We start from the raw sequence: 25259 nt of genomic DNA on the forward strand, positions 1-25259 counted from the left end.
GCATGTCACATTCAATCGAACAACTTTCTATCAACACGATTCGCACATTATCCATCGATGCGATTGAAAAAGCAAACTCTGGTCACCCAGGAATGCCAATGGGTGCAGCACCAATGGCTTATACATTATGGACTCAATTTATGAAACACAATCCAAATAACCCAACGTGGTTTAACCGTGATCGTTTCGTATTATCTGCAGGTCATGGTTCAATGTTATTATACAGCCTACTTCATCTATCTGGTTATGATGTAACAATGGATGACTTAAAGAACTTCCGTCAATGGGGAAGCAAAACTCCAGGACATCCTGAGTACGGTCATACAGCTGGTGTAGATGCAACGACTGGTCCACTTGGACAAGGTATTGCAACTGCTGTAGGTATGGCAATGGCTGAAAGACATTTAGCTGCTAAATATAACCGTGATGCGTATAATGTAGTAGATCATTATACATACGCTATTTGTGGTGATGGAGATTTAATGGAGGGCGTTTCTGCTGAAGCATCTTCATTAGCTGCTCATTTACAATTAGGTCGTCTTGTTGTGCTTTATGATTCAAACGATATTTCATTAGATGGCGATTTAAATCGTTCATTCTCTGAAAGTGTAGAAGATCGTTACAAAGCATACGGATGGCAAGTGATCCGTGTTGAGGATGGAAACGATATTGAAGCAATCGCGAAAGCAATTGAAGAAGCGAAAGCTGACGAAAAACGCCCAACGCTAATTGAAGTAAGAACGACAATTGGTTTCGGTTCTCCAAACAAATCAGGAAAATCAGCTTCACATGGTTCTCCACTTGGTGTAGAAGAAACAAAATTAACGAAAGAAGCATATGCTTGGACTGCTGAACAAGACTTCCACGTAGCAGAAGAGGTATACGACAACTTCCGTAAAACAGTACAAGATGTTGGTGAAACTACGCAAGCAGAGTGGAACACTATGCTAGGTGAATATGCGCAAGCATACCCAGAATTAGCAAACGAATTCCAAGCAGCAATGAACGGTCAACTTCCAGAAGGTTGGGAGCAAAACTTACCAACTTATGAATTAGGATCAAAAGCAGCAACTCGTAATTCTTCTGGTGCTGTAATTAATGCAATTGCAGAGTCTGTACCATCATTCTTCGGTGGATCTGCTGACCTTGCTGGTTCTAACAAAACATACATGAATAACGAAAAAGACTTTACAAGAGACGATTACAGCGGTAAAAACATTTGGTACGGTGTACGTGAGTTCGCAATGGGTGCAGCAATGAACGGTATTGCATTACATGGCGGTTTAAAAACTTACGGTGGTACGTTCTTCGTATTCTCTGATTACTTACGTCCAGCAATTCGCCTTGCAGCATTAATGCAATTGCCAGTAACGTATGTATTCACACATGACAGTATCGCTGTTGGTGAAGATGGTCCAACACATGAACCAGTCGAACAATTAGCAGCGCTTCGTGCAATGCCGAACGTTTCTGTTATCCGTCCAGCTGATGGTAACGAATCTGTTGCAGCTTGGAGACTGGCTTTAGAATCTACAAACAAACCAACTGCTTTAGTATTAACTCGTCAAGACCTTCCAACATTAGAAGGTGCAAAAGATGATACGTATGAAAAAGTAGCAAAAGGTGCATATGTAGTTTCTGCAAGCAAGAAAGAAACGGCTGATGTTATCTTACTTGCAACTGGGTCTGAAGTAAGCCTAGCTGTTGAAGCTCAAAAAGCATTAGCAGCGGACGGCGTTGACGCAGCTGTTGTCAGCATGCCATCTATGGATCGTTTTGAAGCTCAACCTGCAGAGTACAAAGAATCTGTATTACCAAAAGCAGTAACAAAACGTTTCGCAATCGAAATGGGTGCTACATTCGGATGGCACCGTTACGTAGGTCTTGAAGGAGATGTGTTAGGTATCGATACATTCGGTGCTTCTGCTCCTGGTGAGAAGATTATGGAAGAGTATGGATTTACTGTAGAGAACGTTGTTCGTAAAGTAAAAGAAATGCTTTAATGATTTCAGAAAAATCTCTCCGGCATGGAGAGATTTTTCTATGTAAATGAGTTTTTTCGACAGAAAAAGTTTTTTATCTCTCCGCAGTCAGACAATCATTGCAAATTTTCTTATATATAATGAAGGGAAAAGGTTGTCCAGATTGGGAGGGGAAAAATGAAAACGTATGAATTGTATTTAATTCAAGAGGATATTGCGAAATCTTATTTTGGTCGTGAATATTTGTTTTTTGATTTATTTGCTCGATTTTCAGAATCTGGGTCCCTTTCGGAGAAAAAAGTGTTATATAAACAAATGATGTATATAACGAAACCATTGCAAGTAATGAAAATTCATCATAAATTAGAACAAGCTTTGCGCGTTCTTGGTAAATATGATAGAACACATCATACACATACACTTTATACGGGAGCGGAGTACGGTGAAATAATGGTGAAACCGCACTATATTCGTATGAATACCTCTGGAAATGTCTCTATGGAAACGACTTTCTTTGAGGTGTTAAGAAAGTGTGAATTAACATTTTTAGCTATGGATTATGAAAATACAAAGTACGGATGGCTGAATCCTCTAAAACAAGTACGAACATATGTGTAAAAAATGTCGAATTGTATCTTGTCTTATTGAAAAGGTTTTAGTACACTGTAAGGTAGACAACATGAAGGAGGAAAATATATGCCAATTTGGTTAGGTATTCTAGTGGGCGTAGTAGCACTAGTAGCAGGCGTGGCGTTAGGATTTTTCATTGCCCGCAAATACATGATGAATTACTTACAAAAAAATCCACCAATTAACGAACAAATGTTAAAAATGATGATGATGCAAATGGGACAAAAACCTTCCCAAAAGAAAATCAATCAAATGATGAGCGCGATGAACAAGCAACAAATGAAATAAGCGCTAAAAGACACTCACTAAGAGTGTCTTTCTTTTTGTTAGTTACAGTTTTTAAAACTTTTAAAAATTCTGTATTTTTGGTAAACTGAAAACATCGCTCATTTTAAGGGAGGAGGAAAAAAATGAAAGTGTTTATGAATTTAGCGTGGTTTTTTAAACAAGAAAAACGAGCGTACATAACCGGAATTATTTTATTATTTGGCGTTGCACTTTTAGAGCTCGTAGCACCAAAAGTAATTGGAATCGTTGTAGATGAAATTAATGATGAAACATTGACGACCGATAAGTTACTAAAATGGGTTGTACTATTAGTAATTGTAGGTATTACGATGTACATATTGCGTTACATATGGCGTATTATGATTTTCGGGTCTTCGTTAAAATTAGCTCGCCAATTACGAAAAAATTTATATGAATATTTTACAAAGATGAGTCCATCTTTCTATCAGTCAAATCGAACAGGTGATTTAATGGCACATGCGACTAATGATATTCAAGCAATCCAGCAAACTGCTGGAGCGGGTGTTTTAACGCTTGTTGATTCATTAGCTGTTGGGGGATGTGTACTCGTAGCGATGGGTTTTACAATTAGTTGGAAGTTAACATTGTTAAGTTTAATTCCGATGCCGATTGTAGCCATTTCGACAAATTATTATGGAACGTTATTACATAAAAGGTTTCATAAAGCACAGCAATCGTTTTCGGAAATTAATGATAAAGTGCAAGAGAGTATGAGTGGAATGAAAGTGATTCGATCGCTTGGACAAGAGAAAGAAGATTTGCAGGCGTTTCGAAAAAAATCAGAAGATGTTGTGCATAAAAATGTGTTAGTTGCACGTATTGATTCGTTATTTGATCCGACAATCGCTCTTATCGTTGGATTTTCTTTTTTAATTGCAGTATGTTACGGATCGGTATTAGTTGTAAGAGGTGAATTAACAGTAGGTGATCTCGTTACATTTACGACATATTTAGGTACCCTCGTTTGGCCAATGTTAGCGTTTGGATGGTTGTTCAATATTATGGAGCGTGGGCGTGCTTCATATGACCGTGTAGAAAAAATTCTTTCACAAAAATCAGATGTAGTAAATAGAGAAAATGCTGTACATACGATAGCGAGCGGTAATGTTTCATTTGCCATTGATTCATTTTCGTATAAGAAAAATGAACTGTTACATTTAAACGATATTCACTTTGATTTGAAGAAGGGCGAAACGCTAGGAGTTGTAGGACGTACAGGTGCAGGGAAAACGACTTTATTAAAATGTTTAATCCGTGAGTATGATCATTTTAATGGTGAATTAAAAGTTGGGGAGCGAGATATTCGAGATTTAACACTTCATGGTGTCCGTTCTGCCATTTCATATGTGCCGCAAGATCATTTTTTATTTTCAGCAAGTATTGGTGAGAATATTGCCTTTGGAAAGGCGGATGCTACATATAATGAAATTACCCAAGCTGCAGAGATTGCTTGTATTCATAATGATATCCTCCAATTTTCAGAAGGATATGAAACAGTAGTAGGGGAAAGAGGCGTTTCGTTATCTGGTGGTCAAAAACAGCGAATCTCTATTGCTCGTGCTTTATTAACAAATGCTGAAATTTTAATTTTGGATGATTGTTTATCAGCGGTAGATGCAAAAACAGAAGAGACAATTTTAAGTGCCTTAAAGAGGGAAAGAGCAGGGAAAACGACGATTATTACTGCACACCGATTAAGTGCAATTCAGCATGCTAATCTTATTCTTGTTGTTGATGAAGGTAGAATTGTACAAAGAGGTACACATGAGGAATTAATGAAGGAAAACGGCTGGTATAAGGAAATGTATGAAAGCCAGCAATTAGAAGCTTTAGTCGAGAAAGGAGGCGTATGATGGTAGAGAAGAAGCGAAGTGATTTAAGTAGATTGCTTTCTTATATGAAGCCATATAAAGGGTTGCTATCTTTAGCATTTATCTTTTTAGTTGGTGCGACAGTAACGGAAATGATGGGGCCTTTTTTAATTAAACAATTCCTTGATGAACACCTAGTACCGCGTGATTTTGAACGATCAGCACTCGTTACTTTATTTGTAATTTACATAGTTGCTCATTTATTAAAAGTATTATTTACGTATTTAAATCTATTGTACTTTCAGAACATTGCTTTTAAGATTGTTCAAGATATGCGAGTTGAAGTATATGAACATGTTCAAAAGCTGTCATTAAGTTTCTTTGATCGTACGCCAATTGGTACGCTCGTATCTCGTATAACGAATGATACGGAAGCGATTAAAGATTTTTATGTCAGTGTATTATCAACATTTGTGAAAAATGTAGTCTTTTTAGTAGGTATTTTAATAGCGATGTTTTTATTAGATGTAAAATTAGCGTTATTTTCTCTCATATTAATTCCGATAATGTTCGCGATTATGGTATTATATCGCCGGAAAAGTGCAGCTTTTTATTTAGAAGTACGTAATCAACTAAGCGTGTTAAATGCAAAATTGAACGAGTCCATACAAGGAATGAATATTGTTCAAGTGTTCAGACAAGAAAAACGTATGAGAAAAGAGTTTGAAGAAGTGAATAATAAACATTATAGTGCAGGGCGACGTACTTTGAAGTTAGACGCATTACTTTTACGACCAGCTACGGATTTAGTACATATTGTAGCTATTGCGTTAGTACTAGGTTTATTTGGGATTGATGCTTTAAAGAGCCCTGTTGAAGTAGGAGTTTTATATGCTTTTGTTAACTATATACATCGTTTCTTCCAACCTGTAAATGAGATGATGATGAAATTGTCCTTTTTCCAACAGGCACTTGTTTCGTCATCACGTGTATTTCATTTAATGGACGAGAAAGATTTAGCACCGGTTCAAAAAGGCAATGAGAATCCTCAAGTTGTCGATGGAGATATTGAATTTAAAAATGTTACTTTTTCATATGATGGAAAGCGTGACGTTTTAAAAAATGTATCATTTCACGTGAAACAAGGGCAAACGGTTGCTTTTGTTGGGCATACTGGTAGCGGAAAAAGTACGATTATGAATTTGTTAATGCGATTTTATAATATTAAGTCGGGAAATATTGTAATAGACTGTGTAGATTTAGAAAAATTTGAAGAACGAGAAATTAGAAAGAAAATAGGACTCGTATTGCAAGATGCATTTTTATTTGCTGGAAATGTAAAGCAAAATATTCGTATGTATAATGAAGAAATTACGGATGAAGAAGTAAAAGAAGCTGCTCGATTTGTGCAAGCGAATACGTTTATTGAAAAGTTACCAGAGCAGTATGAAACAGAAGTAGTAGAAAGAGGTGCAGCATTTTCAAGCGGTCAACGACAATTAATTGCTTTTGCTAGAACGATAGCAACGAATCCGAAAGTATTAGTATTAGATGAAGCAACAGCTAATATCGATACAGAAACAGAAGAGGCTATTCAAACAGCGTTGCAACAAATGCGAAAAGGTAGAACTACGATAGCCATTGCGCATAGGTTATCTACAATTCAAGATGCAGATCAAATTTTTGTGATGCATGATGGAGAGATAGTAGAAAGAGGAACACATCAAGAATTACTAAGTGAGCAAGGTTTGTATTATAATATGTACTTGTTACAAAATAAAGGGAGTTTGCAAAAGGCCTTGTAAATACAAGGTCTTTTTTATTTTGTATACAAAATATATTTACTCTTTGTTTCTATAGCATAAATGTCGTGTCCTCTTATGAAATTTGTACATATTGTATGTATACGAAGTAAAAAAATTAATAGGAGATTTTATATGCAAAACAGATCGAGTTCAAATGTTACGTTAATTGATGTGTCTCATTGGGAAGGGAATATTGATTGGAATGCAGTGAAGGCATCTGGAATTCCAGCAGCGTATGCAAAAGCGACAGAAGGTGTAAATTACATTGATCCTACTTTTACTAAAAATGTACAAGCAGCCCGAAGTGCGAATGTATTAATTGGTGCATACCATTTTGCACGTCCAGAACAAAATGATGCAATTTCAGAGGCGAAATATTTTGTGAGTATATTACAAAGTAACCAGACAGACTTAATGCCAGTTCTGGATTTAGAATCACCAAAAGATCCGAGTAATAGTAATTTAACTGGTAGCGCTATATCGAATTGGGCAAGAAGCTTCATAAATTATGTGAAACAGGCTACTGGAAAAGATGTAATGTTATATACAGGAGTTTGGTATATTAATGAGTTCGGAATTAGCGGATTAAGTGATATTCCACTTTGGATTGCTAAATACTCGAGTACACCGCCTGCTGATGCTGGTGGATGGACAGCGTGGACAGCATGGCAGTACACAGATTCTGGACAAATTTCAGGTGTAGGAAATTGTGATGTATCAGCTGCAGTTTCACTAGAAGCTTTACAAGGGAATGGAGCAAGTGGTGGAGGGAATGTTTCTCCGCCTAATAATGCAACTCCAGTGTACGGGGTTGCTATAATTAATGGAGATAATGTGAATTTGAGAAGTGGACCATCTTTGCAGTCTAGTGTAATTCGCCAATTGAATCGTGGCGAAACATATGAAGTTTGGGGAGAACAAGATGGATGGCTTTGTTTAGGGACAAATCAGTGGGTATATAATGATCCGAGTTATATTCAGTATAAACATTATGTGGCGACTATTACTGGTGATAATGTAAATTTGCGTGATGCTCCATCATTAAAAGGAAATGTTATAAGACAGTTACATCATGGTGAATCGTATCGAGTATGGAGTAAGCAAGATGGATGGCTTTGCTTAGGGACAAATCAATGGATATACTACGATCCAAGTTATATTCAGTATGGTGTACAATAGAGTGAAAATAAAAGGTGCCCCGTCAGAGGTGCCTTTTATTAAAAATATACAACTTTTACAAAGTCTGTATCGAAACCATAGTATACTATAGTAGATATATTTATAAAAAATAATCGAAAATGAAATAAAGGGGTAAAAATATGAATTATGTGCTAATAGGTGCGGTTTTAATATTATTAGCTGTAGTATTTGTGCTGTTTTATAAAAATAAACAGTTAGAATCAGAGAGTCAGCAAGTAGAATTTGAAAAGAAACAAGCGATTGAAACGTATAAAAATGAAATTGCAGCTACGGTGATAGAGCATACAGAACAACAAAATAATTTGAAAAATATGGAGCAGAAAAAATACAATGATTTACAAGTAAGTGCAAATAGAGAAATTGAAAATATGCGTATGATGAAAAATCAATTAGCTGTGCAGCATAGTAAAGAACGTAGTGAAATACAAAATAAACATAATAATGAAATACATATGTTTCAAAAATTAATTGCAAATTTACGAGAATATACTAAAAACGGCGCTGAAATGAATACGTACGAAACATTACATTATATGAAGCGAGGATTCATAGAGCAAGGCATCATATTAGATGCTGAAATTCAAATCATGCCGAATGTTTTTATTAAAAATAATAGTGAAATAAACGATAATCGAATCCATCATCTCATCTTGTGCAAAACTGGTATTTATCTACTTGAGACGAAAGAATGGGAAGAGAAATTAGTTCATGGTTTAACGAAAGAAAATGCTGGTATATATTCATTTATGATTGATGAAATGGGTAAGTATCAACAAGAAGTTGAAAAAGAAGAGACATTTGAATATATAGTAGGTAAAGATTCGTCAACTATACAAGTGAAAAATGAAGGGAATCCAGTATATAAGGCGAAGAAACTATCTCAAATTTTATACAATTGTTTGAAAGAAATGCAGACTAATAGTATAAAAGAAAAGGTAAAACCAGTTGTATATTTTTATAATGAAAATGGAAAAGAAATAATAGATCTTTCTAGTGAGGAAACACCTAGATTAAAAGATCGGGAGCAAATTGTAACGTTCTTCAGAAATGAAATCTTAGCAGGGAAAATAGTATATACAGTGCAAGAATTAGAACAGATTCGAGAAATGATTAGCAGGATGAATTATATAGTGAGTTAAAAGGGGGGATCTTTCTGAGCGCTATGCTACGTGGCATTTTGTATGTCTATTTTTGTTTGTATATAGTAATGTACATTCTATTTATATTCGTCATCGATATGATCCATATGCCCTTAAGTGTAAGGAGCATTTTTGTAGTATTCATACCATTTGTTTTATTAGTCATGGTTCAAAGGGTTATTTTATATGCTTCTAAAAATCGTAATGAAGAAAAGAAGCAAATGTCTGGGGTTTTAATAGTAGCACTCATACCATTAATAGTATGCACTGTACAACTAAGTGTAAATGAATATACGTCAAAGTTTAATCAAAATAGATGGTTAAATCATGCAGAGAAACGGATACATATGGTAGATGATCTATTACAAAAATATAAATTAATAGGGAAATCAAATGAAGAAATTACACAATTGTTAGGCGCTTCAACGGACACGAGAAGTGGGGAAGAAGGAGTTATCACTTTGTATTATCTTGGGACTGAACGTGGCTTTATTCCAATAGATAGCGAACAGCTTGTTTTCCAATTTGATAGAGATGGAAAAGTCATGGAATATACGGTGCATAAAGATTAAAGAAATGTAGAGGGAAGCTATATGTTATAGCTTCTTTTTTATTTTTCAATATGTCACGGAAGGGGGAGAAGGTTTTTGAGTGGAATAAGGAATGAAAGCGGAGGTGATGCATATATATAGATGCATTGGGTGATTATTAGTCCGATTGGTGAGGGGTAATAATTAATAAGTACGGAAAAAACCCCCACTGATTAAAGTTTCATTTTATCATATTGTATAAATGAAAAGGAGGTAAGACGGTGAAAGCAATCCCGACTGATGTCCTGAGTAAAGAATTGATGGAAAGAGAAGGAGTTATCTCTATTACAGTAAAGGAATTTGAAAAGATAGAAGTAGCTGGAGTGGTGGTCGCTGGTCCAGCAGTTATTTTGATTAATCAAATTAAGTACATATCATTGAAATAAAAAGCATCCGTCTAGGATGCTTTTTATTTGTATGTAAGGATAAATATGATGGATAATTGTGTTACTGGAGGGAAAGTCTGTGGCAATTATTATAACAATGTTAGTAATGGGTATTTTATTAGGATTTGTTGGAGCTGGAGGAGCTGGATTTATTATCGCGATACTCACTTTGGTATTCCAAATTCCTATTCATGTTGCTCTTGCAACATCTTTAACTGCAATGGCATTTACGACATTATCAGGTGTTGTAAGTCATTACCGTGAAGGCAATGTTGCACTTATTATAGGTGGGATTGTTGGGGGATTTGGCGCAATTGGCTCTTATATTGGTTCTAAATTTGGTTCACTTATACCAGCACATCTTCTTCATTGGTTTACAGCTGGGATGTTATTTTTATCGGCAATTTTTATGTTTATTAAATTAATTATGTTCCAAAAAAAAGAACAGTCGTCTTTATATAAACATAAAGAGTTTTCCGTGAAATACTTGTTGAAATGTGTATGCCTTGGATTAGTTACTGGAATGATGGCTGGTTCATTTGGGATTGGTTCTGCACCGTTTATTCAACTTGGATTAATGGTTCTATTGGGACTTACGATTCAGCAATCTGTAGGGACAACAATGCTTGTTATATTACCGATTGCAATTGGAGGCGGGCTAGGATATAGTTCGGAAGGATATTTAGATTATATATTGTTATTGCAAGTATTGATTGGGACCATGTTAGGGGCATACATTGGTGCGAAGTTTACAAATTATGCACCGCGAACGCTTTTGAGGTTTTCGATGATTATGACACCGGTTTTAGCTGGATGTATGCTATTGATGGAATAAAGTGAAATTATAATCAGCAGGGGGTTACTGCCTACAAATAGCGGGATAAAATTAATATAGCAAACTATTAATATATTTTACGAATGAATTATATAGGTAATTCATATTTCCCATATAAAAGGATTTGTTTTAATATTATGAGTGTAAAGTTCGAGTATTCGAAGTACTACTTGAATTATATCCCTATCCCTTTTCTAAAAATGCGAACAAGTTTTGCCCTATTCTATTCAATAGTTAATTGCATAGAAATATATTGTTCGATGACCATTATGGAACGTACATAATGGGAAAATCCCGATCCTTAAAGAGGATGCCCCTAATCTTCATGTGAAAATATGATCGGATATGAAAGCTGACCAATTTATGGTCAGCTTTCTTTTTGTTCGAAAATTATTTCTTCTTTAATTTCTGTTTGCAATAATACAGTTTTTCCGAAGCGACGTTTGCATTCCGCGCGCACTTTTTCAAGGGCTAGTAGCTGAGTAGTGGCGGGAACTGTGACAATAGCTTGGCGAGGTTTTCGATTTTCTTCACAAAAGACACATTCCACAACATAATTAGAAATCATATTTTCATCCTTCCAGTTTTAATTTCTAAGAAGGGATTGTCTATGAAGTTGATGTAACTTTTCGTCGTTGTTTTATTATTTTCCTCTTTTTTTCAAGGGGAAAATAATAAAGAAGGCGAATTTTAGTAGGGGAGGGATGTTTATGGAGAGATGGATAGGTAGTGCAGCGGTATGTGTAAATGAAAAAAATGAAGTTTTAATGGTATTGCAGGGCAAAGAGGGAGAAGAAAAAAGGTGGTCTGTCCCAAGTGGAGGACTTGAAAAGGGAGAGACACTAGAAGAATGTTGTATCAGGGAAGTTTGGGAAGAAACGGGTTACAATGTGGAAGTTGTAAATAAAATATATGAAAAAGAGGGTATTACATACGGAATTCCAGTGTATGTCCATTATTATTTTGTTAAACAAATAGGCGGTAATATGAAAATCCAAGATCCTGATGAGTTAATACATGAAATTGCTTGGAAAGGGATACATGAAGTTGAACAATTGTGTTTAGCTTTTCCAGAGGATTATGAATTGCTGTGCCAATATATAAATAAAGAAGCAAGTATGTAAATACTTGCTTCTTTAATGTATCCAAGACAAGAAAAGCGGAACGATAACCAAACTAGCGCCTGCTGTTAAAAGCATGGATAAACTTGCAATTGTTCCTTCCACAGGACCGATTTCGAATGCTTTTGATGTACCGGTTCCATTTGCGCTCGTTCCTAACATAATACCTTTTGCGATTGCTGTTTTAATACGGCAAATACGTATGAGAGAAGGACCGAGCAATGCTCCTGTTAAGGCAGTTAAAACGACAAATACAGCAGTTAATTGTGACATACCACCAATCATTTCTGAAATAGCCATTGCGATTGGTGTTGTTACGATATGTGGCGCTAAACTATGTTCTAGTGATGAATCAATTTGAAAATAATTTGCTAGTAGTGCTGAAGTAATGACTGATAAAAACGAACCGACAATGACATTAAGTAAGATAGCCATTCCATGTTTCTTTAATAAATCAAAGTATTTATAGATTGGCCATGCAAAAGCAACTGTTGCGGGTTTTAATAATTCAGTTAACCAGTGACCACCAGATTCATATGTTTCATAAGGTGTATCTAATCCGAGCAATAAAGCAATTAAAATAATGGGACAGACGAGAAGAGGAGAAAGTAGACTCCAATTCCAGCGTTGATACATTTTTTTTGATATCCAATATGTGAATAGTGTTAATAGTAAACAAAGAAATCCGATCATTGCGTTGATCCTTTCCGCTTTAGTAGCAATTCTGTTAAAAGTCCTGTAACTAAGGTAACGCAAAGAGTGCTAATCATAATAATTAAAATGAGATCGATTCCATATTGTGTTAGTGTATCTCTGTAACGTATGACAGCGACTGCAGAAGGGATGAAAAATAAAATAAGTTCTTTTAATAAAAAATCTGCTCCGTCCTGTATCCATTCTTTTTTAACTAGGTTAAATTTTAATGAAATTAATAATAAAAAAATACCGATTATACTTCCTGGAACTGGGAGGTGTGCCTGTTTTGCAATCCATTCACCTGTCCAAGCGAAACAAAATAGTAACAAAATTTGTCCGCTTAACTTCCACCATTTCATACAGTAACCACCTCTTTCTTTTTTTACATAAAAATTGTAAAAAAGAATTAACAATTTCTACTATACGTTCATTCAAAATATTTGTCTAATATATAAATTATATGTTATTAATATATTAGACATATTAATCGAAAGTGAAAAGGGTGTCCAAAAATGGAATTACGGCATTTGCAATATTTTGTTGTTGTGGCAGAAGAGTTACACTTTGGACGGGCGGCTGCTCGTTTACAAATGACACAGCCACCACTTAGTCAACAAATACAGCAATTAGAAAAAGAAATGGGAGTTACATTATTTTCAAGAACGAAAAGAAAGGTTGAACTAACAGAAGCAGGAGAAATGTTTTTAAAAGAAGTAAAAAAAGCGTTTGAACAAATTGAAAAAGCAGTAGAAGTTGCACAAAGTGCGCAAAGGGGAGAAGTGGGATCACTTTCAATTGGTTTTGTAGGTGCAGCGATATACGATATTTTACCATCAATTGTTAGGGAATATAGAAAGAAATTTCCGAGAGTGTCTGTTGCATTACATGAATTGTCAACACCAGATCAAGTTCATGCACTTCATGATAACCGTATTGATATTGGCTTTTTACGTCCGCCAATTCCAACACAATTATTAGAATTAGAGCCAATTCAAAGGTTATCTTGCACCTTATGTTTACCAAAGGCACATCCGCTTGCAGAGAAAGATGAAATACATATAGAAGATTTACGAGATGAGCCGTTTGTATTTATTACGAGACCAGTATGGCCAGCTTTATATGATACAATTTTATCTCTTTGCAGAGAAGTTGGATTTAGTCCGCGTATTGTACAAGAAGCAACAGAGTATCAAACAGTTATGGGGCTTGTAGCAGCAGGAATTGGAATTACAGTAATACCCGTGTCGGCAAATAAGTTATATAAAACAGAAGTTGTATATAAAGAGTTATATGATTCTAATTTTGTTGCAGAAATGTCAGTGGCTTACAAAAAAATGAATAGTAATCCAGAGCTACTAGAGTTTTTAAAAATTGCAAGAGAGAAGAAAAGAATAGAAGTAGAAGATGAGTAATAGTAGTAACAGAAAATGGATTTAATTCAGATTCATAAAAGTACACCTTATTAAACAATAAAGCGGAAATGCAACTTAAGTTGCATTTCCGCTTTATTGTTCTTTTTTTAGCTCGATACTAAATAGATAAACGTGTTCATTTTCTTTTAAGAGTAGATCAATGCCTGTTTCTTCATCAATGATAGGAACGATTACAGTTTCTTTACTGGTTTGGATTACAGCAGCTAAAATCGTTTTTTGATTGTATTTTAAATTTTTTATAGATTGGATTGTAGTAGTTGCAGAGCTATTTACGATTGGTGGCGCTTCTTCAGGAACAAGTGTTGCACCACCATTAATATTAATATACCATTGCCCTTTTTCTGGTACATCTTCATTAAAGTAGGGGTATGGCGATATGAAAGAGAGTTTTATTTTCTTTTCTAGAAAATGTGAGGTAGCAATGTAAGCAATTTCTTTTGTTTTTTTACCATTGTTATAATAATCAATTGTAGCATTTATTTCATCTTTATCATTTTTAAGCGTAATGTTATAAAACATGCTATTTCCTTCTTGAAAAGGAGTCATTTGTAAAATAGAAGCTTGCTCTTTTGTTAATTTGTATGGCTCAACAATGGCAACTTCATTGTTTTTTAGTGGGCTACAACTTGTGAGTAATAATAAAGACAAGATTGATAGTAATTTTATACGCATGCAATCTCCTCCTTTTTACAATTATATTCTAAATGTGATTTTTTTATCATTTCGTTTTCTAGGACTAAAGACTTAGAAGAAATTCCGATTGTAGTGCGATGTTTAAAATGTCATATTTTTATACACTAGTAGTATAGAATGCGTATGTAATAAGGTAGGGGAAGAATTTTATGTCTTTATGTCGGCTAGCGAGAAAAAATATTAGAACATTTGCTACCAAAAGGATGAAGCAATTTATTTGGATTGCTATGAGTACTATGATTTTGTTTTTTATGATATCGTTACAATTTAATGAAGGAGCCATTTGGAAAGTAGGGGATACATTTGTATTTCAAATGTATTTTTACACGCTGTTTATTGTACTAATTTTCATATGTATTTTTACTACATATCAAATGATGTACTCCCTTTTGCATGTGAGGAGAGAGGAGTTTACATCTTATGTAGCAGAAAATATGAAAAGAAAAGAAGTGCTATGTTTATTATTTCAGGAGCAATTATTCATTTATGGAGCAGCATTTGTTTTCGGATTAATTAATGGGATGCTATTTTTAAAATTATTTACGGTTATCTTTATGAAAATCGCAGGGATACAAGGAGTAAATAGTGCGCCAATTACAATATATGCAATAGTAGTAGTGAGTATAATTATGATTGTTATCCTTCTATTATCGATGGTGCAATGTTTTCGATTTGTTCAAAGTTTACAAGATAAAAATTCGTTGCATTTCAAGAAAAAGGCATGAGAAATCATGCCTTTTTCTTGAAATGCCTTTTGAGAGGACTCCCACCTCTAAACGTAAATGAAGGTGGTGAGGTGAATCGAAAGAAATATTTTATTTTCAAGAAAAACAGAAACGTACGTTCTTTTTTGCTATAATATCCTTAACAAGGAGGTGAATAAAATGACAAAGGAAAATCCATCAAACTATAAAACTCTTCAAATTTGGATTAAAAAAGGGCATCGTATGTATTCTTATTTTCAAGAATGTTGTCATAACGCTAAGAATATGTATAACACCACAAACTTTTATATACGCCAGGTGTACACTGGATTAACACAAGAAAAAGAGTTGCAGCCTTTGCAAAAAGAAGTTCTGGATAATATTCATAAAAATATTGATAAGATGAATGACACACAACTTCTTGCCTATCGGAAGAAATTGAAAAAAGAGAAATTAAAGCCTAAAGAAGAACAGAAAGAGATTACATGTAATTTGTTTTCAGAACCTAATTTTGAAAAACCTTATGTAGATTACAACTTTCTAGATGCACTATTTAAGGCTATGATTCAAAATGATTATCGAGCTTTGCCTACGCAATGTAGCCAGTCAATCATGAAGGGTTTGTTCCAAAATTGGAAATCTTTTTTTGCTAGTTTAAAAGACTATAAAAAGAATCCAAACAAATATGCTGGAACGCCTAGGATTCCAAAGTATATTCGTTCTTCTGAAAAAGAGATTCTGTATACAAACCAAGATTGTATCATTAAAAACGGTAGATTTTTAAAGTTTCCAAAGACGAAATTACAATTAAATATTGGGAAACTAGGTTTCACTGAAGGTAAACTGAAACAAGTTCGTGTGATTCCAAAATACAATGAATATGTAGTGGAATTGGTAATTGATGTTCCTTCTGAACAACAAATGATTGAAGAGAATGCTCGTTATATGAGTATTGATTTAGGGATTGATAACCTTGCAACCATCGTAACAAACACAGGTATGAAACCTGTCCTTGTTAAGGGCAAACATGTCAAAAGCATAAATCAATATTACAACAAAATGAAGAGTCATTTTACAAGCATTCTTAGAAATGGAAAACAAACGAATGAAGGACCTTTTACTTCTAAAAGGATAGAAAAACTTCATCAAAAACGTTACTTGAAAATAAAAGACGTCTTCCATAAAGTTAGTCACCATATCGTAAAACTAGCTCAAGAAGAAGAAGTTTGTAAAATCGTTATTGGTCAAAACAAAAGTTGGAAACAAGAAACGAATATGGGAAAAAGAAATAACCAATCGTTTTGTCATATCCCGCACAATTTACTGATTCAAATGATTACATACAAAGCAAATGCTGTAGGCATTCAAGTTGTTGTAACTGAAGAATCATATACATCGAAAGCAAGTTTTCTGGATAACGACTTCATTCCAACGTATGGAGAAAATGACCAAAATACAACTTTTTCAGGAAAACGAATAGAGCGCGGCATATATCGTTCAGCAAATAAAACTTTAATTAATGCTGATGTAAATGCTGCGGCTAACATTTTACGAAAAGTAATCCCAAATGCATGGACAAATGGGATAGAGGGGTTAGGCGTGAAACAGCTCGCTAATGTGTTAACTCCTCTGACGTTAATCGTCCGTTAGGTCGAAACGTTAGAAACCCCCACTTCAAGCTTTGCTAAGTGGGGGAGTGTTCATTTTACACATAAAAATAATCATGTTACAGTGAAAAGACCTGACAAAGAATGGGAAGGAAAGGTTGTATAGAATGACAAATGAACAATCAATTGTAAAAGTCGATCGGTTAACGAAGCGAATTGGCTCAAAGACACTTGTACAAAATATTAGTTTTGAAGTGAAAAAAGGCGAGGTTGTCGGTTTACTCGGACCAAACGGTGCTGGAAAAACGACTTTAATGAGAATGATGGTTGGTATGATCCGTATGACAGAAGGTGAAGTATGGATTGATGGTCAATCTGTGAAACAGCAATTTGAAAAAACCGCTGCGAAAATTGGGGCGGTAATTGAGACACCCGAATTTTATCCTTTTTTGAGCGGGTATGAAAATTTAACATATTTCGGACGAATGAATGGTAATGTGACCGAAGAACGTATCGATGAAGTAGTGAAATTGTTAGGAATGGGACAAGTAATTAATCGTAAAGTAAAAGCATATTCACTTGGCATGAGACAACGTTTAGGAATCGCTCAGGCGCTTATTCACGATCCGGATGTGTTGGTACTAGATGAACCGACGAATGGATTAGACCCTAGTGGAATACATGAAATGAGAATGTACATAAAAAAAATTGCACATGAACAAGGAAAAGCTGTACTTGTATCGAGTCACTTACTTTCAGAAGTTGAATTAATGTGTGACAGAGTTATCATTATTCAGCACGGGGAATATGTGGCTACGCAAAACATTCAGCATAGTCAAAGTGAAGAGATGGAGACGATCCGTATACGTGTAGATGATGCGAATAAAGCAGCGGAAATGTTAGGGCATGATGTTTTAGTAAAAGATAATGAATTAATTATTAACGTAAAAGATGAAGAAATCCCAAATGTTATTCGTACATTGCTTGAGAAAAACATTCAAGTGTATCGTGTATATGAAGAAAGAAAAACGTTAGAAGAGCAATTTTTAGAATTAACAGGGGGAAAAGATATTGTTTAATTTAGTATATAACGAACTGTATAAAATATTTAAGCGGAAGCGAACGATTATTCCATTTGCGGTTATTGCAGTATTAATAATCGGATTAGGGTGGGTTACGGTAAAGTATTTTGAACCGGAAACAAAAGGATGGAAAGTAGATTATACAGAACGTACTGTAGAAATTGAGAAAAAGCTTGGCATGAAAAAAGAAGCTATTTTAGCAGAAAAATCAGGGGATGAGCTTGTAAAAGAATACCAGCTTAAGATGAAGCATTTAGATACGGATACAGCACCGGCAAGCAGTTCTCCACTTTCTTTCATGAGAGATACAGGTTTTATCGTATTTCCAATTTTGCTCCCATTTATCCTCGTGTATGCAAGTACAATTTTTGCGAATGAATATAGCTGGGGAACATATAAATTTTTAACAATCCGTCCGGCGAGTCGATTTAAAATTTTAACAGCAAAGTTTTTAGCAATCGTTATATTTGCAGCTTTATTGTTTATATTTAATATGATTTTCTCCGCTTTATGTGGACTTGTTATTTATAAATTCCAACAGCCTGCATGGAGTGAGTTTATTTTCCAAGATGGAAATATAATAAAACAAAATATTTTTGTGGAAGCAAGTAAATATTATGTTTTATCGTGGTTACCAACGGTTGTGTATGCATCGTTTGCATTTATGATTTCTGTGTTAACGAGATCTAGTGGAGGTGCAATTGGTATTTCACTATTCCTTGCTTTATCAGGCAATATTGCGTTATTAGCAGCCACTAGATATAACTGGGCGAAATATTTATTGCCAGCAAACACAGATTTATATAGTATTTCAAAGAATGGAAGTTTTATTGATGGAGTAACATTCCCGTTTGCATCATGTATGTTACTACTTTATTTGTTCGTATTTTTATGTATTTCATATACTGTGTTTTTAAAACGTGATTTAACTTAATAAGAAAAGCCGTTCAGGGTGCTGAGATGCACTTTGAACGGCTTTTTTTATGAGAATTGTTTAAGTGCTCTTTCGGCTAGTAAAGCAAAGTATTCGGCACTTATAGGCAGTGCCTCTTCATTAATTGTAAAAGCAGGATGATGCCATTCATGTGTACCGCTCGTTCCCATAAAGACGAATGAACCTGGTATTTCCTGTTGGTAAAATGAAAAATCTTCTCCAGCCATTGACGGACTAGGCGAGATGATATTAAGATTCATCTTTGTGGCAACGTGAGTAGATAAGTCTGTAAGAGCTTTATCGTTGTGAACAGCAGGAGGACCTGAATAAAAACGAAATTCGGTTTTTACACCTAATGCATCAGATACACCTTTAATAATACGCTCCATGAGTGCTGGGATCTTTTCACGTGTTTCAGCTTGGAACGTGCGAATAGTTCCTTCTAACGTAGCTTTTGCAGGAATCACGTTCCACGTATTTCCCGCATGAATATTTGTAACACTAACAACTGCATTATGAGATGAACTTATATTTCGGCTTACAATTGTTTGCAGTGCCATCACAATTTGAGAGGATGCGACAATAGGATCTACGCCAGCATCTGGTACAGCCGCGTGTGTACCAACTCCGTGAATTTCAATTTCAAATCGATCAACTCCGGCCATCAGTGGACCATCTTTAATGCCAATTGTACCTACTGATAAATCAGGTTTATTATGCATGCCGAAAATCGCTTGCACATTACGTAAATGTCCAGCATTAATAACTTTGCAAGCGCCATTACTACTTTCTTCAGCTGGTTGGAATATGAAGCGAACCGTTCCATTTAGGGAAGATTCTCTTTCTTTTAATAAGAAAGCAGTACCTAAAATAGCAGCTGTATGAAAATCGTGTCCACAAGCATGCATTTTCCCTGGTACTTTAGATGCATAGGACAAATGTGTTTCTTCTTGAATAGGAAGGGCATCAATATCAGCACGAACTGCTACAATTGGTCCGTTTTTATTACCAGACACTTCAGCGATAATTCCTGTTTCTAAATTGGAATCAATGATAGTAATGTTTTTTTCTTCTAACCAATTTTTTATTGCTTTTGTTGTTTCGAACTCTTCATATGATAGTTCTGGATACTCATGTAAATGTCGACGGATGGAAATAAGTTTTTCTTTTAGTTGATTTGAAATAGATACCATGTAGTATGCCTTCTTTCTTCAGCAAAATCTTTACTATAAGTATACAACAATAAAAGAGAGGATTTTCAAATGAAAATCCTCTCTCGTTCATGCTGCTATTTTTTTATGCGTATGATGTTTACGATAACGTCCGCGTCCACGCATTGCGTATGCAATTTGCGGGATTGCAATCCCGATTAAAATAAGTGATACACCGAACCATTGTGAAGATAGTACAGCCTCTTTTAAAACGAATACTGACATAATTGTTGTAACCGGTAGTTCCGCTGCACCAAGAATAGTCGCTAAGCCAGAACCGATTTTTGGAATTCCGATTGTAAAGGCAATAGATGGAATTACGATACTAAATGTTCCTAATCCTAAACCGTATTTCCAAAGACCTTGAGAAATGGCACCATTAAAAATAAATGTTGGTGGAAATACAATCATGACTAAAGTTAAAGCACCAGTCATTAAGAGAACACCGCGCGGTAATGAAGGTACTTCAACAGCAACTTTTCCGCTCACGAAAATGTATGTTGCGAATGTAACAGCAGATAATAAACCTAAAATGATTCCAGTCGTATCGAAAGCACCTGCTGATTGTTCTAGTAAACCACTGGATAAAAATGTCCCTACAAGTAAGAAAATAACAGAAATAACTTTTTCTCTTGAAGGTAATGTTTTTGTTGCGACTGCTTCAATGATAATTCCGACCCAAACGAATTGGAATAAAAGAATAATTGCAATAGAAGCTGGTACAGTTTTTAATGAAGCATAATAAAAAATTCCGGTAAAACTTGCAGATGTTCCTGCAACGAATAAAAGTAATGCTTGCTTTAAAGGAACGCGATGTCTAGAAAATAGAAGTGTAATAGCAAGCAAAATAATCCAACCGAACAAATATTGGCTGCCAATTACTTCTCCAAGTGAAAATCCTTCTGCATATGCAAGCTTAACAAAAATAGCTAAAATTCCATAACTACACGCTCCTAATAAAACTAAAAGAGAATAACGAAGCATGAAAAATTCCTCCCATCTATATGAAGTTGTTCCGTATCGAAAATATATAACTAGAGGGAAGTATACAAAATTAGAAATAAAGGGTCAAATGAAAGAAAAGTATGACATTTTATAGAATAATAATAAAAGTATGATATTTATGCATAATCTTGAAATTATTAATAGTAGAAGTATTATAAAATCAACTTTGCATTGTATAGAGACAGCATTTGAAAAAAATATTTTTTAAACCAATATGTAAATAGGCGTACTAGTAGCGTGCTAATTATTTGAGAAACTATGTTACCTTTGTTATGTTAATAACAATTAAAGGAGTTTCATAATCCATTTGAGTTTTTTCTATATAATAGAAGGAAATGAAAACGTTTTATTAGAAACTGTGGGGAAGTGTGGTTTTTCTTATTGCCACGTTGTAAAAGTGATTTCACGAATTGTTCATAGTATTTTTATGTGTTTTTGTTACAATATTTAGGGAGAGGAGTGGAATGATGCAAGATATTAGTATTTTTTTAGCGTTTGGCGCCGGGTTCTTATCATTTATTTCCCCATGTTGCTTACCGCTTTATCCGGCATTTTTATCGTACATAACAGGTATGTCGGTTTCTGAATTGAAAGAAGAAAATGCAATGCTTCGCAAAAGAAGTATGATACATACAGCGTTTTTCTTACTTGGATTTTCAATTATATTTATTGCAATTGGATTTGGTACAAGTTTTATTGGAGGAATCTTTACTGACTATAAAGATTTAATCAGACAGTTAGGTGGTATCTTTATCATCGTGTTCGGCTTAATTATTGTCGGGGTGTTTAAGCCGAAATTTTTAATGCAAGACCGTAAATTTACATTTAAAAATCGTCCAAGTGGCTATTTTGGATCAGTACTAATTGGATTAGCCTTTGCAGCAGGATGGACGCCATGTACCGGACCAATTCTAGTGTCCGTAATTGGATTAGCAGCAACAAACCCAGAATCTGCAATGATTTACATGATTGCTTACATACTTGGATTTGCTATCCCGTTTTTCGTACTGTCATTCTTTATTACGAAAATGTCTTGGATTAAAAGAAATAGTATGGCCTTCATGAAAATCGGAGGATATATTATGATTGTTATGGGTGTCTTCTTATACTTTAACTGGATGACGAAAATTATCGTATATTTCTCAAGTTTATTTGGTGGTTTTACCGGTTTTTAGTATTATTCTGCGAAAATGTTGGAAATACTAACGGAAAAGCATATAATGAAAGTATATTTTGCATATAGCCACAAAAAAGGATGAGAAAATATGAACATAGTTGTTTTATCCAGTATCGTTGCTGTTTGTATGGCTGTCGGTGCGATGTTTATTCGTTTAAAAGCAGCTAAGAAACCTGCAACATTGAAAAAAATTATACTTCCACCATTTTTTATGAGTACGGGCGCATTGATGTATGTTTTTCCTGAATTTCGATTAACTCCAGCAGAAATGTTAGAAGCAATTGGTGTCGGTTTGATTTTCTCTATTTTTCTTATTAAAACATCTAAATTTGAAATTAGAGGACAAGAGATTTATTTGAAGCGTTCAAAAGCCTTTGTTTTTATATTAATTGGATTACTTGTAGTGCGGATTGTATTTAAAACATACTTAAGCCAATCTCTTGATTTAGGACAACTTAGTGGCATGTTCTTCTTACTTGCGTTTGCGATGATTGTGTCATGGAGAATTGCAATGTATCGTTCCTTTACGAAATTACAGAAGGAAATGGAAAAAGAAGATGGTTTTTATAATGAAAAAGATATGAAGCTAACTTAAAAACTGTATATGTACCAAATAAAAAGACAGCGTCAAAGGCGCTGTCTTTTTTATCGAAAATAATATGAAGTTACTTTGCGAGTAAAGATTGATAGTTAGAATAATCAATCTTTTTTTCTTGTAGTTTTTTAATTAAAAATTTATGATCACGCTTTGGTGTGGCAATGATATATCCTTTAATAATTAAGTCTTGTGTAATTTGAGAGGCATTTTCTTGTAATGCAAGTTCCCCAATTTTGCCAGCGATTTTTGATTTTGCAACATCGCGAAATAGTTCTGGAACAGGACTTACAAGCTCTTCTAACAATTGTTTTTGTTCGTCAGCCCATAAATGTCTCGTTTTATTTATGTAGTGTTCTTCCCAATCCAAAATGGACATGCCGTCTTCTTTTGGTAATCGTTTTAAAAATTTTCTGAACATAAAGTATCCACCGATAGACATAAGTCCTAATAAAATAACCGTCCACAATACAATGAACCAACTGAACCATCCTTCGAGCAAGCATATCCCCCCTTAATGATTACGGTTTTCTTTTATTCATATTATATACAGTGAGATTAATAGAAAGCAAGAACGCTTGGTCATTTTGACCAAGCGTTATAGTTTAAACGAAGTATAGTTGTTCAACACATAAATTATTATTATCGTCTTCAACATACTCAATAATAAGTGTGCCAACTTTACGATCTTTATCTTCAGTTGTGAAAATAGAGTAAGAAGTAAAACGTGTTTTTGATAGGCCGCTTATATGTGTAGGTAAAGAAATGTAGTCGTTATCGCGGAAGAATTCCATCAGTTCAATATCCTCAAATTCTTTTCGGTCAACTTGTTTGTTTGTATAGCGGCGTTGAAGTTGTTTTAAAGATTCATTCCAAGAAATTGCTTTTGTGTCGTATACCATTGTTCTATCTCCTTACTGTATGTAATTATTAAGAACATACGTTCCGATCTAGTATACTCTTTTTATTAGAAAAGGGAAAGCAAAAAATAATGTAAGCTTGGATTTCCAAGCTTACATTATTGATGCGTCCGTCATAATCTCTATTTTTCATTATAAGTTAGATAAGAATAAGAAACAAGATGATATATATAATGTTGAGAGTTTTCAAATTTCTGTATATTATAGGTGTACTAAAGTGTAAGGGAATGAGAGGCATGGCATACGTAATTTCACTGCAAGGGCCGATGGCAAGCGGAAAAACAACATTGGCTAAAAGATTAGAAGAGAGAGGATATTCGGTTATATATGAAAATCCTTATCCAATTGTAGAAAAGCGAAAGCAATTAAATTTGGATGTGAATTCAAAAGAAGGGTTTATCATAAATCAAAAAATGTTTATCGAAGTAAAAATAAAGGAGTTTCAAAATGTGAAAGATTCAGTTGTTATTTTTGATCGTGGACCTGAAGATATTGAATTTTATACACTTTTTTATCCAATGATTATAGGGAAAGAGTGGGATATAGAAACTGGATTGAAAGATGAATTATATAAATTAAGAGAATGTCGTTCAGATGCTATTTTTTATTTAGATGTGACGAAAAAGAATGTATATGATAGAAAAAATAACGATAGGACAAGAAAACGAAGTACATTTGATGAGCAATTTAAATTAGTAGAAACGGAAAAAGATTGGTATAGACAATTTCCTGTAACTTATTTGGACACGAATAGATTAACAGTGGACGAATTAGAGGCATATTTTATGAGATGGTTGAAGGAGAAAGCGTTATGAAAAAAATACTTTTATTCGTATATCCAACATTTGCGGAGTTTGAAATAACGGTAGCTACAGCATTGCTGAAAAAGAAATATGACATCATTACAGTAGGTTTAACTAAGGAATTGGTTATAAGTGAAACTGGGTTGCAAGTGCAGCCGCATATAGAAGTAAGTGAAGTACGTGTAGATGAGTATGAGGGGATACTTATTCCAGGTGGAGAAGAAGTACAGTTAAAAGATGCAAAAACTCTTTTTTCAATCATTCGGCAATTTCATGAACAAGAAAAATTAGTGGCGGCAATTTGCGCTGGACCGTATGCGCTAGCAAAAGCAGGCTTATTTAAGGGGATTTCTTATACTGCGACTATAGATTATCAAAAATTCGATTGTTTTCCAGTAAAAAATTTTGTGTATGAAGAAGTTGTGAAACATTCAAATATTATTACAGCACAGGGGCATGCATTTGTAGCATTTGGAATAGTGATTGCCTCTTATTTTGGAGTGGCAGACGAACATAATACAAATTTTTATTGTGGTAAAGGTAATGTAGTAATGGAGAAACTTTTACGAGAAAACGTGTAAAAGCTAGCAA

At 34.5% G+C, this 25259-nt stretch carries 29 protein-coding genes; 21 read left to right on the forward strand and 8 right to left on the reverse strand.

What is annotated here, in order from left to right; all coding sequences use genetic code 11:
* Positions 1–2: 2 nt before the first annotated feature.
* From tkt to ASE54_RS08350, 10 genes are all read left to right on the forward strand, one after another.
* Positions 3–2003 (forward strand): transketolase, encoded by a 2001-nt coding sequence (tkt, locus tag ASE54_RS08310; protein ID WP_000019774.1) that lies wholly within the window; start codon positions 3–5, stop codon positions 2001–2003.
* Between the two features lie 156 nt (positions 2004–2159).
* A complete protein-coding gene (gene sirA / locus ASE54_RS08315) occupies positions 2160–2600 on the forward strand; it encodes a sporulation inhibitor of replication protein SirA (protein WP_000860652.1) in 441 nt (146 codons plus the stop codon).
* Positions 2601–2678: 78 nt separating this feature from the next.
* Entirely contained in the window at positions 2679–2900 is a 222-nt protein-coding gene (locus ASE54_RS08320; RefSeq protein WP_001123317.1) for a YneF family protein, read from the forward strand.
* Positions 2901–3022: 122 nt separating this feature from the next.
* Complete coding sequence (locus ASE54_RS08325; RefSeq protein ID WP_000862449.1) at positions 3023–4774, forward strand: ABC transporter transmembrane domain-containing protein; 1752 nt, start codon at positions 3023–3025, stop codon at positions 4772–4774.
* A complete protein-coding gene (locus ASE54_RS08330) occupies positions 4774–6537 on the forward strand; it encodes an ABC transporter ATP-binding protein (RefSeq protein WP_000229515.1) in 1764 nt (587 codons plus the stop codon). Before ASE54_RS08325 ends, ASE54_RS08330 begins: the two co-directional genes overlap by 1 nt.
* A gap of 132 nt (positions 6538–6669) precedes the next feature.
* Positions 6670–7716, forward strand: a complete 1047-nt coding sequence (locus ASE54_RS08335) for a GH25 family lysozyme (RefSeq protein WP_001181414.1) — start codon at positions 6670–6672, stop codon at positions 7714–7716.
* A gap of 140 nt (positions 7717–7856) precedes the next feature.
* On the forward strand, positions 7857–8876 hold the full coding sequence (locus ASE54_RS08340; RefSeq protein WP_001110282.1) for an NERD domain-containing protein: 1020 nt from the start codon (positions 7857–7859) through the stop codon (positions 8874–8876).
* A gap of 23 nt (positions 8877–8899) precedes the next feature.
* A complete protein-coding gene (locus tag ASE54_RS08345) occupies positions 8900–9448 on the forward strand; it encodes a hypothetical protein (RefSeq protein WP_000943748.1) in 549 nt (182 codons plus the stop codon).
* A 239-nt stretch (positions 9449–9687) separates the two neighbouring features.
* Positions 9688–9852 carry a BC1881 family protein gene (locus ASE54_RS33830; protein ID WP_000644412.1) on the forward strand — a complete coding sequence of 55 codons (165 nt, stop codon included), beginning with the start codon at positions 9688–9690 and terminating at the stop codon, positions 9850–9852.
* Between the two features lie 79 nt (positions 9853–9931).
* Complete coding sequence (locus tag ASE54_RS08350; protein ID WP_000974664.1) at positions 9932–10687, forward strand: sulfite exporter TauE/SafE family protein; 756 nt, start codon at positions 9932–9934, stop codon at positions 10685–10687.
* A 367-nt stretch (positions 10688–11054) separates the two neighbouring features.
* On the opposite strand, the gene ASE54_RS08355 is transcribed toward ASE54_RS08350, so the two are convergent.
* A complete protein-coding gene (locus ASE54_RS08355) occupies positions 11055–11255 on the reverse strand; it encodes a DUF3903 domain-containing protein (protein WP_000625226.1) in 201 nt (66 codons plus the stop codon).
* Positions 11256–11397: 142 nt separating this feature from the next.
* Between ASE54_RS08355 and ASE54_RS08360 the strand changes: the two genes are divergently transcribed.
* Positions 11398–11811: an NUDIX hydrolase gene (locus ASE54_RS08360; protein ID WP_000442973.1), complete on the forward strand. Its 414-nt coding sequence runs from the start codon at positions 11398–11400 to the stop codon at positions 11809–11811.
* Positions 11812–11823: 12 nt separating this feature from the next.
* On the opposite strand, the gene ASE54_RS08365 is transcribed toward ASE54_RS08360, so the two are convergent.
* Together ASE54_RS08365 and ASE54_RS08370 are read right to left on the reverse strand one after the other, a co-directional pair.
* Positions 11824–12501: an LrgB family protein gene (locus tag ASE54_RS08365; protein ID WP_000578954.1), complete on the reverse strand. Its 678-nt coding sequence runs from the start codon at positions 12499–12501 to the stop codon at positions 11824–11826.
* Positions 12498–12863: a CidA/LrgA family holin-like protein gene (locus ASE54_RS08370; RefSeq protein WP_000872365.1), complete on the reverse strand. Its 366-nt coding sequence runs from the start codon at positions 12861–12863 to the stop codon at positions 12498–12500. The genes ASE54_RS08365 and ASE54_RS08370 overlap by 4 nt, the downstream gene beginning before the upstream one ends.
* Before the next feature lie 153 nt (positions 12864–13016).
* Between ASE54_RS08370 and alsR the strand changes: the two genes are divergently transcribed.
* Entirely contained in the window at positions 13017–13916 is a 900-nt protein-coding gene (gene alsR / locus ASE54_RS08375) for an acetoin biosynthesis transcriptional regulator AlsR (RefSeq protein ID WP_000423234.1), read from the forward strand.
* A gap of 93 nt (positions 13917–14009) precedes the next feature.
* On the opposite strand, the gene ASE54_RS08380 is transcribed toward alsR, so the two are convergent.
* A complete protein-coding gene (locus ASE54_RS08380; RefSeq protein ID WP_001220622.1) occupies positions 14010–14609 on the reverse strand; it encodes a hypothetical protein in 600 nt (199 codons plus the stop codon).
* A 170-nt stretch (positions 14610–14779) separates the two neighbouring features.
* Here ASE54_RS08380 and ASE54_RS08385 point away from each other — a divergent pair, with 170 nt between their 5' ends.
* From ASE54_RS08385 to ASE54_RS08400, 4 genes are all read left to right on the forward strand, one after another.
* Positions 14780–15355, forward strand: a complete 576-nt coding sequence (locus ASE54_RS08385) for an FtsX-like permease family protein (protein ID WP_000050614.1) — start codon at positions 14780–14782, stop codon at positions 15353–15355.
* A 159-nt stretch (positions 15356–15514) separates the two neighbouring features.
* Positions 15515–16984 (forward strand): RNA-guided endonuclease TnpB family protein, encoded by a 1470-nt coding sequence (locus ASE54_RS08390; RefSeq protein ID WP_000159710.1) that lies wholly within the window; start codon positions 15515–15517, stop codon positions 16982–16984.
* A gap of 124 nt (positions 16985–17108) precedes the next feature.
* Positions 17109–18020 carry an ABC transporter ATP-binding protein gene (locus ASE54_RS08395; protein ID WP_000180626.1) on the forward strand — a complete coding sequence of 304 codons (912 nt, stop codon included), beginning with the start codon at positions 17109–17111 and terminating at the stop codon, positions 18018–18020.
* Positions 18013–18957 carry an ABC transporter permease subunit gene (locus ASE54_RS08400; RefSeq protein WP_000482759.1) on the forward strand — a complete coding sequence of 315 codons (945 nt, stop codon included), beginning with the start codon at positions 18013–18015 and terminating at the stop codon, positions 18955–18957. Before ASE54_RS08395 ends, ASE54_RS08400 begins: the two co-directional genes overlap by 8 nt.
* Before the next feature lie 47 nt (positions 18958–19004).
* Here ASE54_RS08400 and ASE54_RS08405 read toward each other — a convergent pair whose 3' ends face one another.
* Positions 19005–20150 (reverse strand): M20 peptidase aminoacylase family protein, encoded by a 1146-nt coding sequence (locus ASE54_RS08405; RefSeq protein ID WP_000253664.1) that lies wholly within the window; start codon positions 20148–20150, stop codon positions 19005–19007.
* A gap of 87 nt (positions 20151–20237) precedes the next feature.
* Entirely contained in the window at positions 20238–21152 is a 915-nt protein-coding gene (locus ASE54_RS08410) for a DMT family transporter (RefSeq protein WP_000947042.1), read from the reverse strand.
* 322 nt (positions 21153–21474) lie between these two features.
* Between ASE54_RS08410 and ASE54_RS37515 the strand changes: the two genes are divergently transcribed.
* The 3 genes from ASE54_RS37515 (at position 21475) to ASE54_RS08420 (ending at position 22945) form a co-directional block, all read left to right on the forward strand.
* Entirely contained in the window at positions 21475–21624 is a 150-nt protein-coding gene (locus tag ASE54_RS37515) for a peptidase T (protein ID WP_074790237.1), read from the forward strand.
* A gap of 16 nt (positions 21625–21640) precedes the next feature.
* Positions 21641–22348 (forward strand): cytochrome c-type biogenesis protein CcdA, encoded by a 708-nt coding sequence (ccdA, locus tag ASE54_RS08415; protein WP_001152674.1) that lies wholly within the window; start codon positions 21641–21643, stop codon positions 22346–22348.
* 90 nt (positions 22349–22438) lie between these two features.
* Complete coding sequence (locus ASE54_RS08420) at positions 22439–22945, forward strand: cytochrome c biogenesis protein CcdC (protein WP_001028640.1); 507 nt, start codon at positions 22439–22441, stop codon at positions 22943–22945.
* A gap of 70 nt (positions 22946–23015) precedes the next feature.
* Here ASE54_RS08420 and ASE54_RS08425 read toward each other — a convergent pair whose 3' ends face one another.
* Positions 23016–23447: a DUF2621 domain-containing protein gene (locus tag ASE54_RS08425; RefSeq protein ID WP_000889371.1), complete on the reverse strand. Its 432-nt coding sequence runs from the start codon at positions 23445–23447 to the stop codon at positions 23016–23018.
* Between the two features lie 103 nt (positions 23448–23550).
* Positions 23551–23847 carry a hypothetical protein gene (locus ASE54_RS08430; RefSeq protein WP_000262400.1) on the reverse strand — a complete coding sequence of 99 codons (297 nt, stop codon included), beginning with the start codon at positions 23845–23847 and terminating at the stop codon, positions 23551–23553.
* Positions 23848–24101: 254 nt separating this feature from the next.
* On the opposite strand from ASE54_RS08430, the gene ASE54_RS08435 reads away from it, so the two are divergent.
* Together ASE54_RS08435 and ASE54_RS08440 are read left to right on the forward strand one after the other, a co-directional pair.
* Positions 24102–24680 carry an AAA family ATPase gene (locus ASE54_RS08435; protein ID WP_000332115.1) on the forward strand — a complete coding sequence of 193 codons (579 nt, stop codon included), beginning with the start codon at positions 24102–24104 and terminating at the stop codon, positions 24678–24680.
* Positions 24677–25249 carry a DJ-1/PfpI family protein gene (locus ASE54_RS08440; protein WP_000722190.1) on the forward strand — a complete coding sequence of 191 codons (573 nt, stop codon included), beginning with the start codon at positions 24677–24679 and terminating at the stop codon, positions 25247–25249. Before ASE54_RS08435 ends, ASE54_RS08440 begins: the two co-directional genes overlap by 4 nt.
* Positions 25250–25259: the final 10 nt, after the last annotated feature.

It is taken from the genome of Bacillus sp. Root131, assembly GCF_001429475.1.
GTDB lineage: Bacteria > Bacillota > Bacilli > Bacillales > Bacillaceae_G > Bacillus_A > Bacillus_A thuringiensis_S.

Coding starts and splice junctions, on each gene's coding strand:
- alsR (WP_000423234.1), top strand. CDS start 13,017: ATGGAATTACGGCATTTGCAATATTTTGTTGTTGTGGCAGAAGAGTTA.
- ASE54_RS08365 (WP_000578954.1), bottom strand. CDS start 12,501: ATGATCGGATTTCTTTGTTTACTATTAACACTATTCACATATTGGATA.
- sirA (WP_000860652.1), top strand. CDS start 2,160: ATGAAAACGTATGAATTGTATTTAATTCAAGAGGATATTGCGAAATCT.
- ASE54_RS08360 (WP_000442973.1), top strand. CDS start 11,398: ATGGAGAGATGGATAGGTAGTGCAGCGGTATGTGTAAATGAAAAAAAT.
- ASE54_RS08410 (WP_000947042.1), bottom strand. CDS start 21,152: ATGCTTCGTTATTCTCTTTTAGTTTTATTAGGAGCGTGTAGTTATGGA.
- ASE54_RS08370 (WP_000872365.1), bottom strand. CDS start 12,863: ATGAAATGGTGGAAGTTAAGCGGACAAATTTTGTTACTATTTTGTTTC.
- ASE54_RS08335 (WP_001181414.1), top strand. CDS start 6,670: ATGCAAAACAGATCGAGTTCAAATGTTACGTTAATTGATGTGTCTCAT.
- ASE54_RS08440 (WP_000722190.1), top strand. CDS start 24,677: ATGAAAAAAATACTTTTATTCGTATATCCAACATTTGCGGAGTTTGAA.
- ASE54_RS08340 (WP_001110282.1), top strand. CDS start 7,857: ATGAATTATGTGCTAATAGGTGCGGTTTTAATATTATTAGCTGTAGTA.
- tkt (WP_000019774.1), top strand. CDS start 3: ATGTCACATTCAATCGAACAACTTTCTATCAACACGATTCGCACATTA.
- ASE54_RS08435 (WP_000332115.1), top strand. CDS start 24,102: ATGGCATACGTAATTTCACTGCAAGGGCCGATGGCAAGCGGAAAAACA.
- ASE54_RS08345 (WP_000943748.1), top strand. CDS start 8,900: ATGCTACGTGGCATTTTGTATGTCTATTTTTGTTTGTATATAGTAATG.
- ASE54_RS08380 (WP_001220622.1), bottom strand. CDS start 14,609: ATGCGTATAAAATTACTATCAATCTTGTCTTTATTATTACTCACAAGT.
- ccdA (WP_001152674.1), top strand. CDS start 21,641: ATGCAAGATATTAGTATTTTTTTAGCGTTTGGCGCCGGGTTCTTATCA.
- ASE54_RS08395 (WP_000180626.1), top strand. CDS start 17,109: ATGACAAATGAACAATCAATTGTAAAAGTCGATCGGTTAACGAAGCGA.
- ASE54_RS08320 (WP_001123317.1), top strand. CDS start 2,679: ATGCCAATTTGGTTAGGTATTCTAGTGGGCGTAGTAGCACTAGTAGCA.
- ASE54_RS08420 (WP_001028640.1), top strand. CDS start 22,439: ATGAACATAGTTGTTTTATCCAGTATCGTTGCTGTTTGTATGGCTGTC.
- ASE54_RS08390 (WP_000159710.1), top strand. CDS start 15,515: ATGACAAAGGAAAATCCATCAAACTATAAAACTCTTCAAATTTGGATT.
- ASE54_RS08325 (WP_000862449.1), top strand. CDS start 3,023: ATGAAAGTGTTTATGAATTTAGCGTGGTTTTTTAAACAAGAAAAACGA.
- ASE54_RS08330 (WP_000229515.1), top strand. CDS start 4,774: ATGGTAGAGAAGAAGCGAAGTGATTTAAGTAGATTGCTTTCTTATATG.
- ASE54_RS08385 (WP_000050614.1), top strand. CDS start 14,780: ATGTCTTTATGTCGGCTAGCGAGAAAAAATATTAGAACATTTGCTACC.
- ASE54_RS08405 (WP_000253664.1), bottom strand. CDS start 20,150: ATGGTATCTATTTCAAATCAACTAAAAGAAAAACTTATTTCCATCCGT.
- ASE54_RS08355 (WP_000625226.1), bottom strand. CDS start 11,255: ATGATTTCTAATTATGTTGTGGAATGTGTCTTTTGTGAAGAAAATCGA.
- ASE54_RS08430 (WP_000262400.1), bottom strand. CDS start 23,847: ATGGTATACGACACAAAAGCAATTTCTTGGAATGAATCTTTAAAACAA.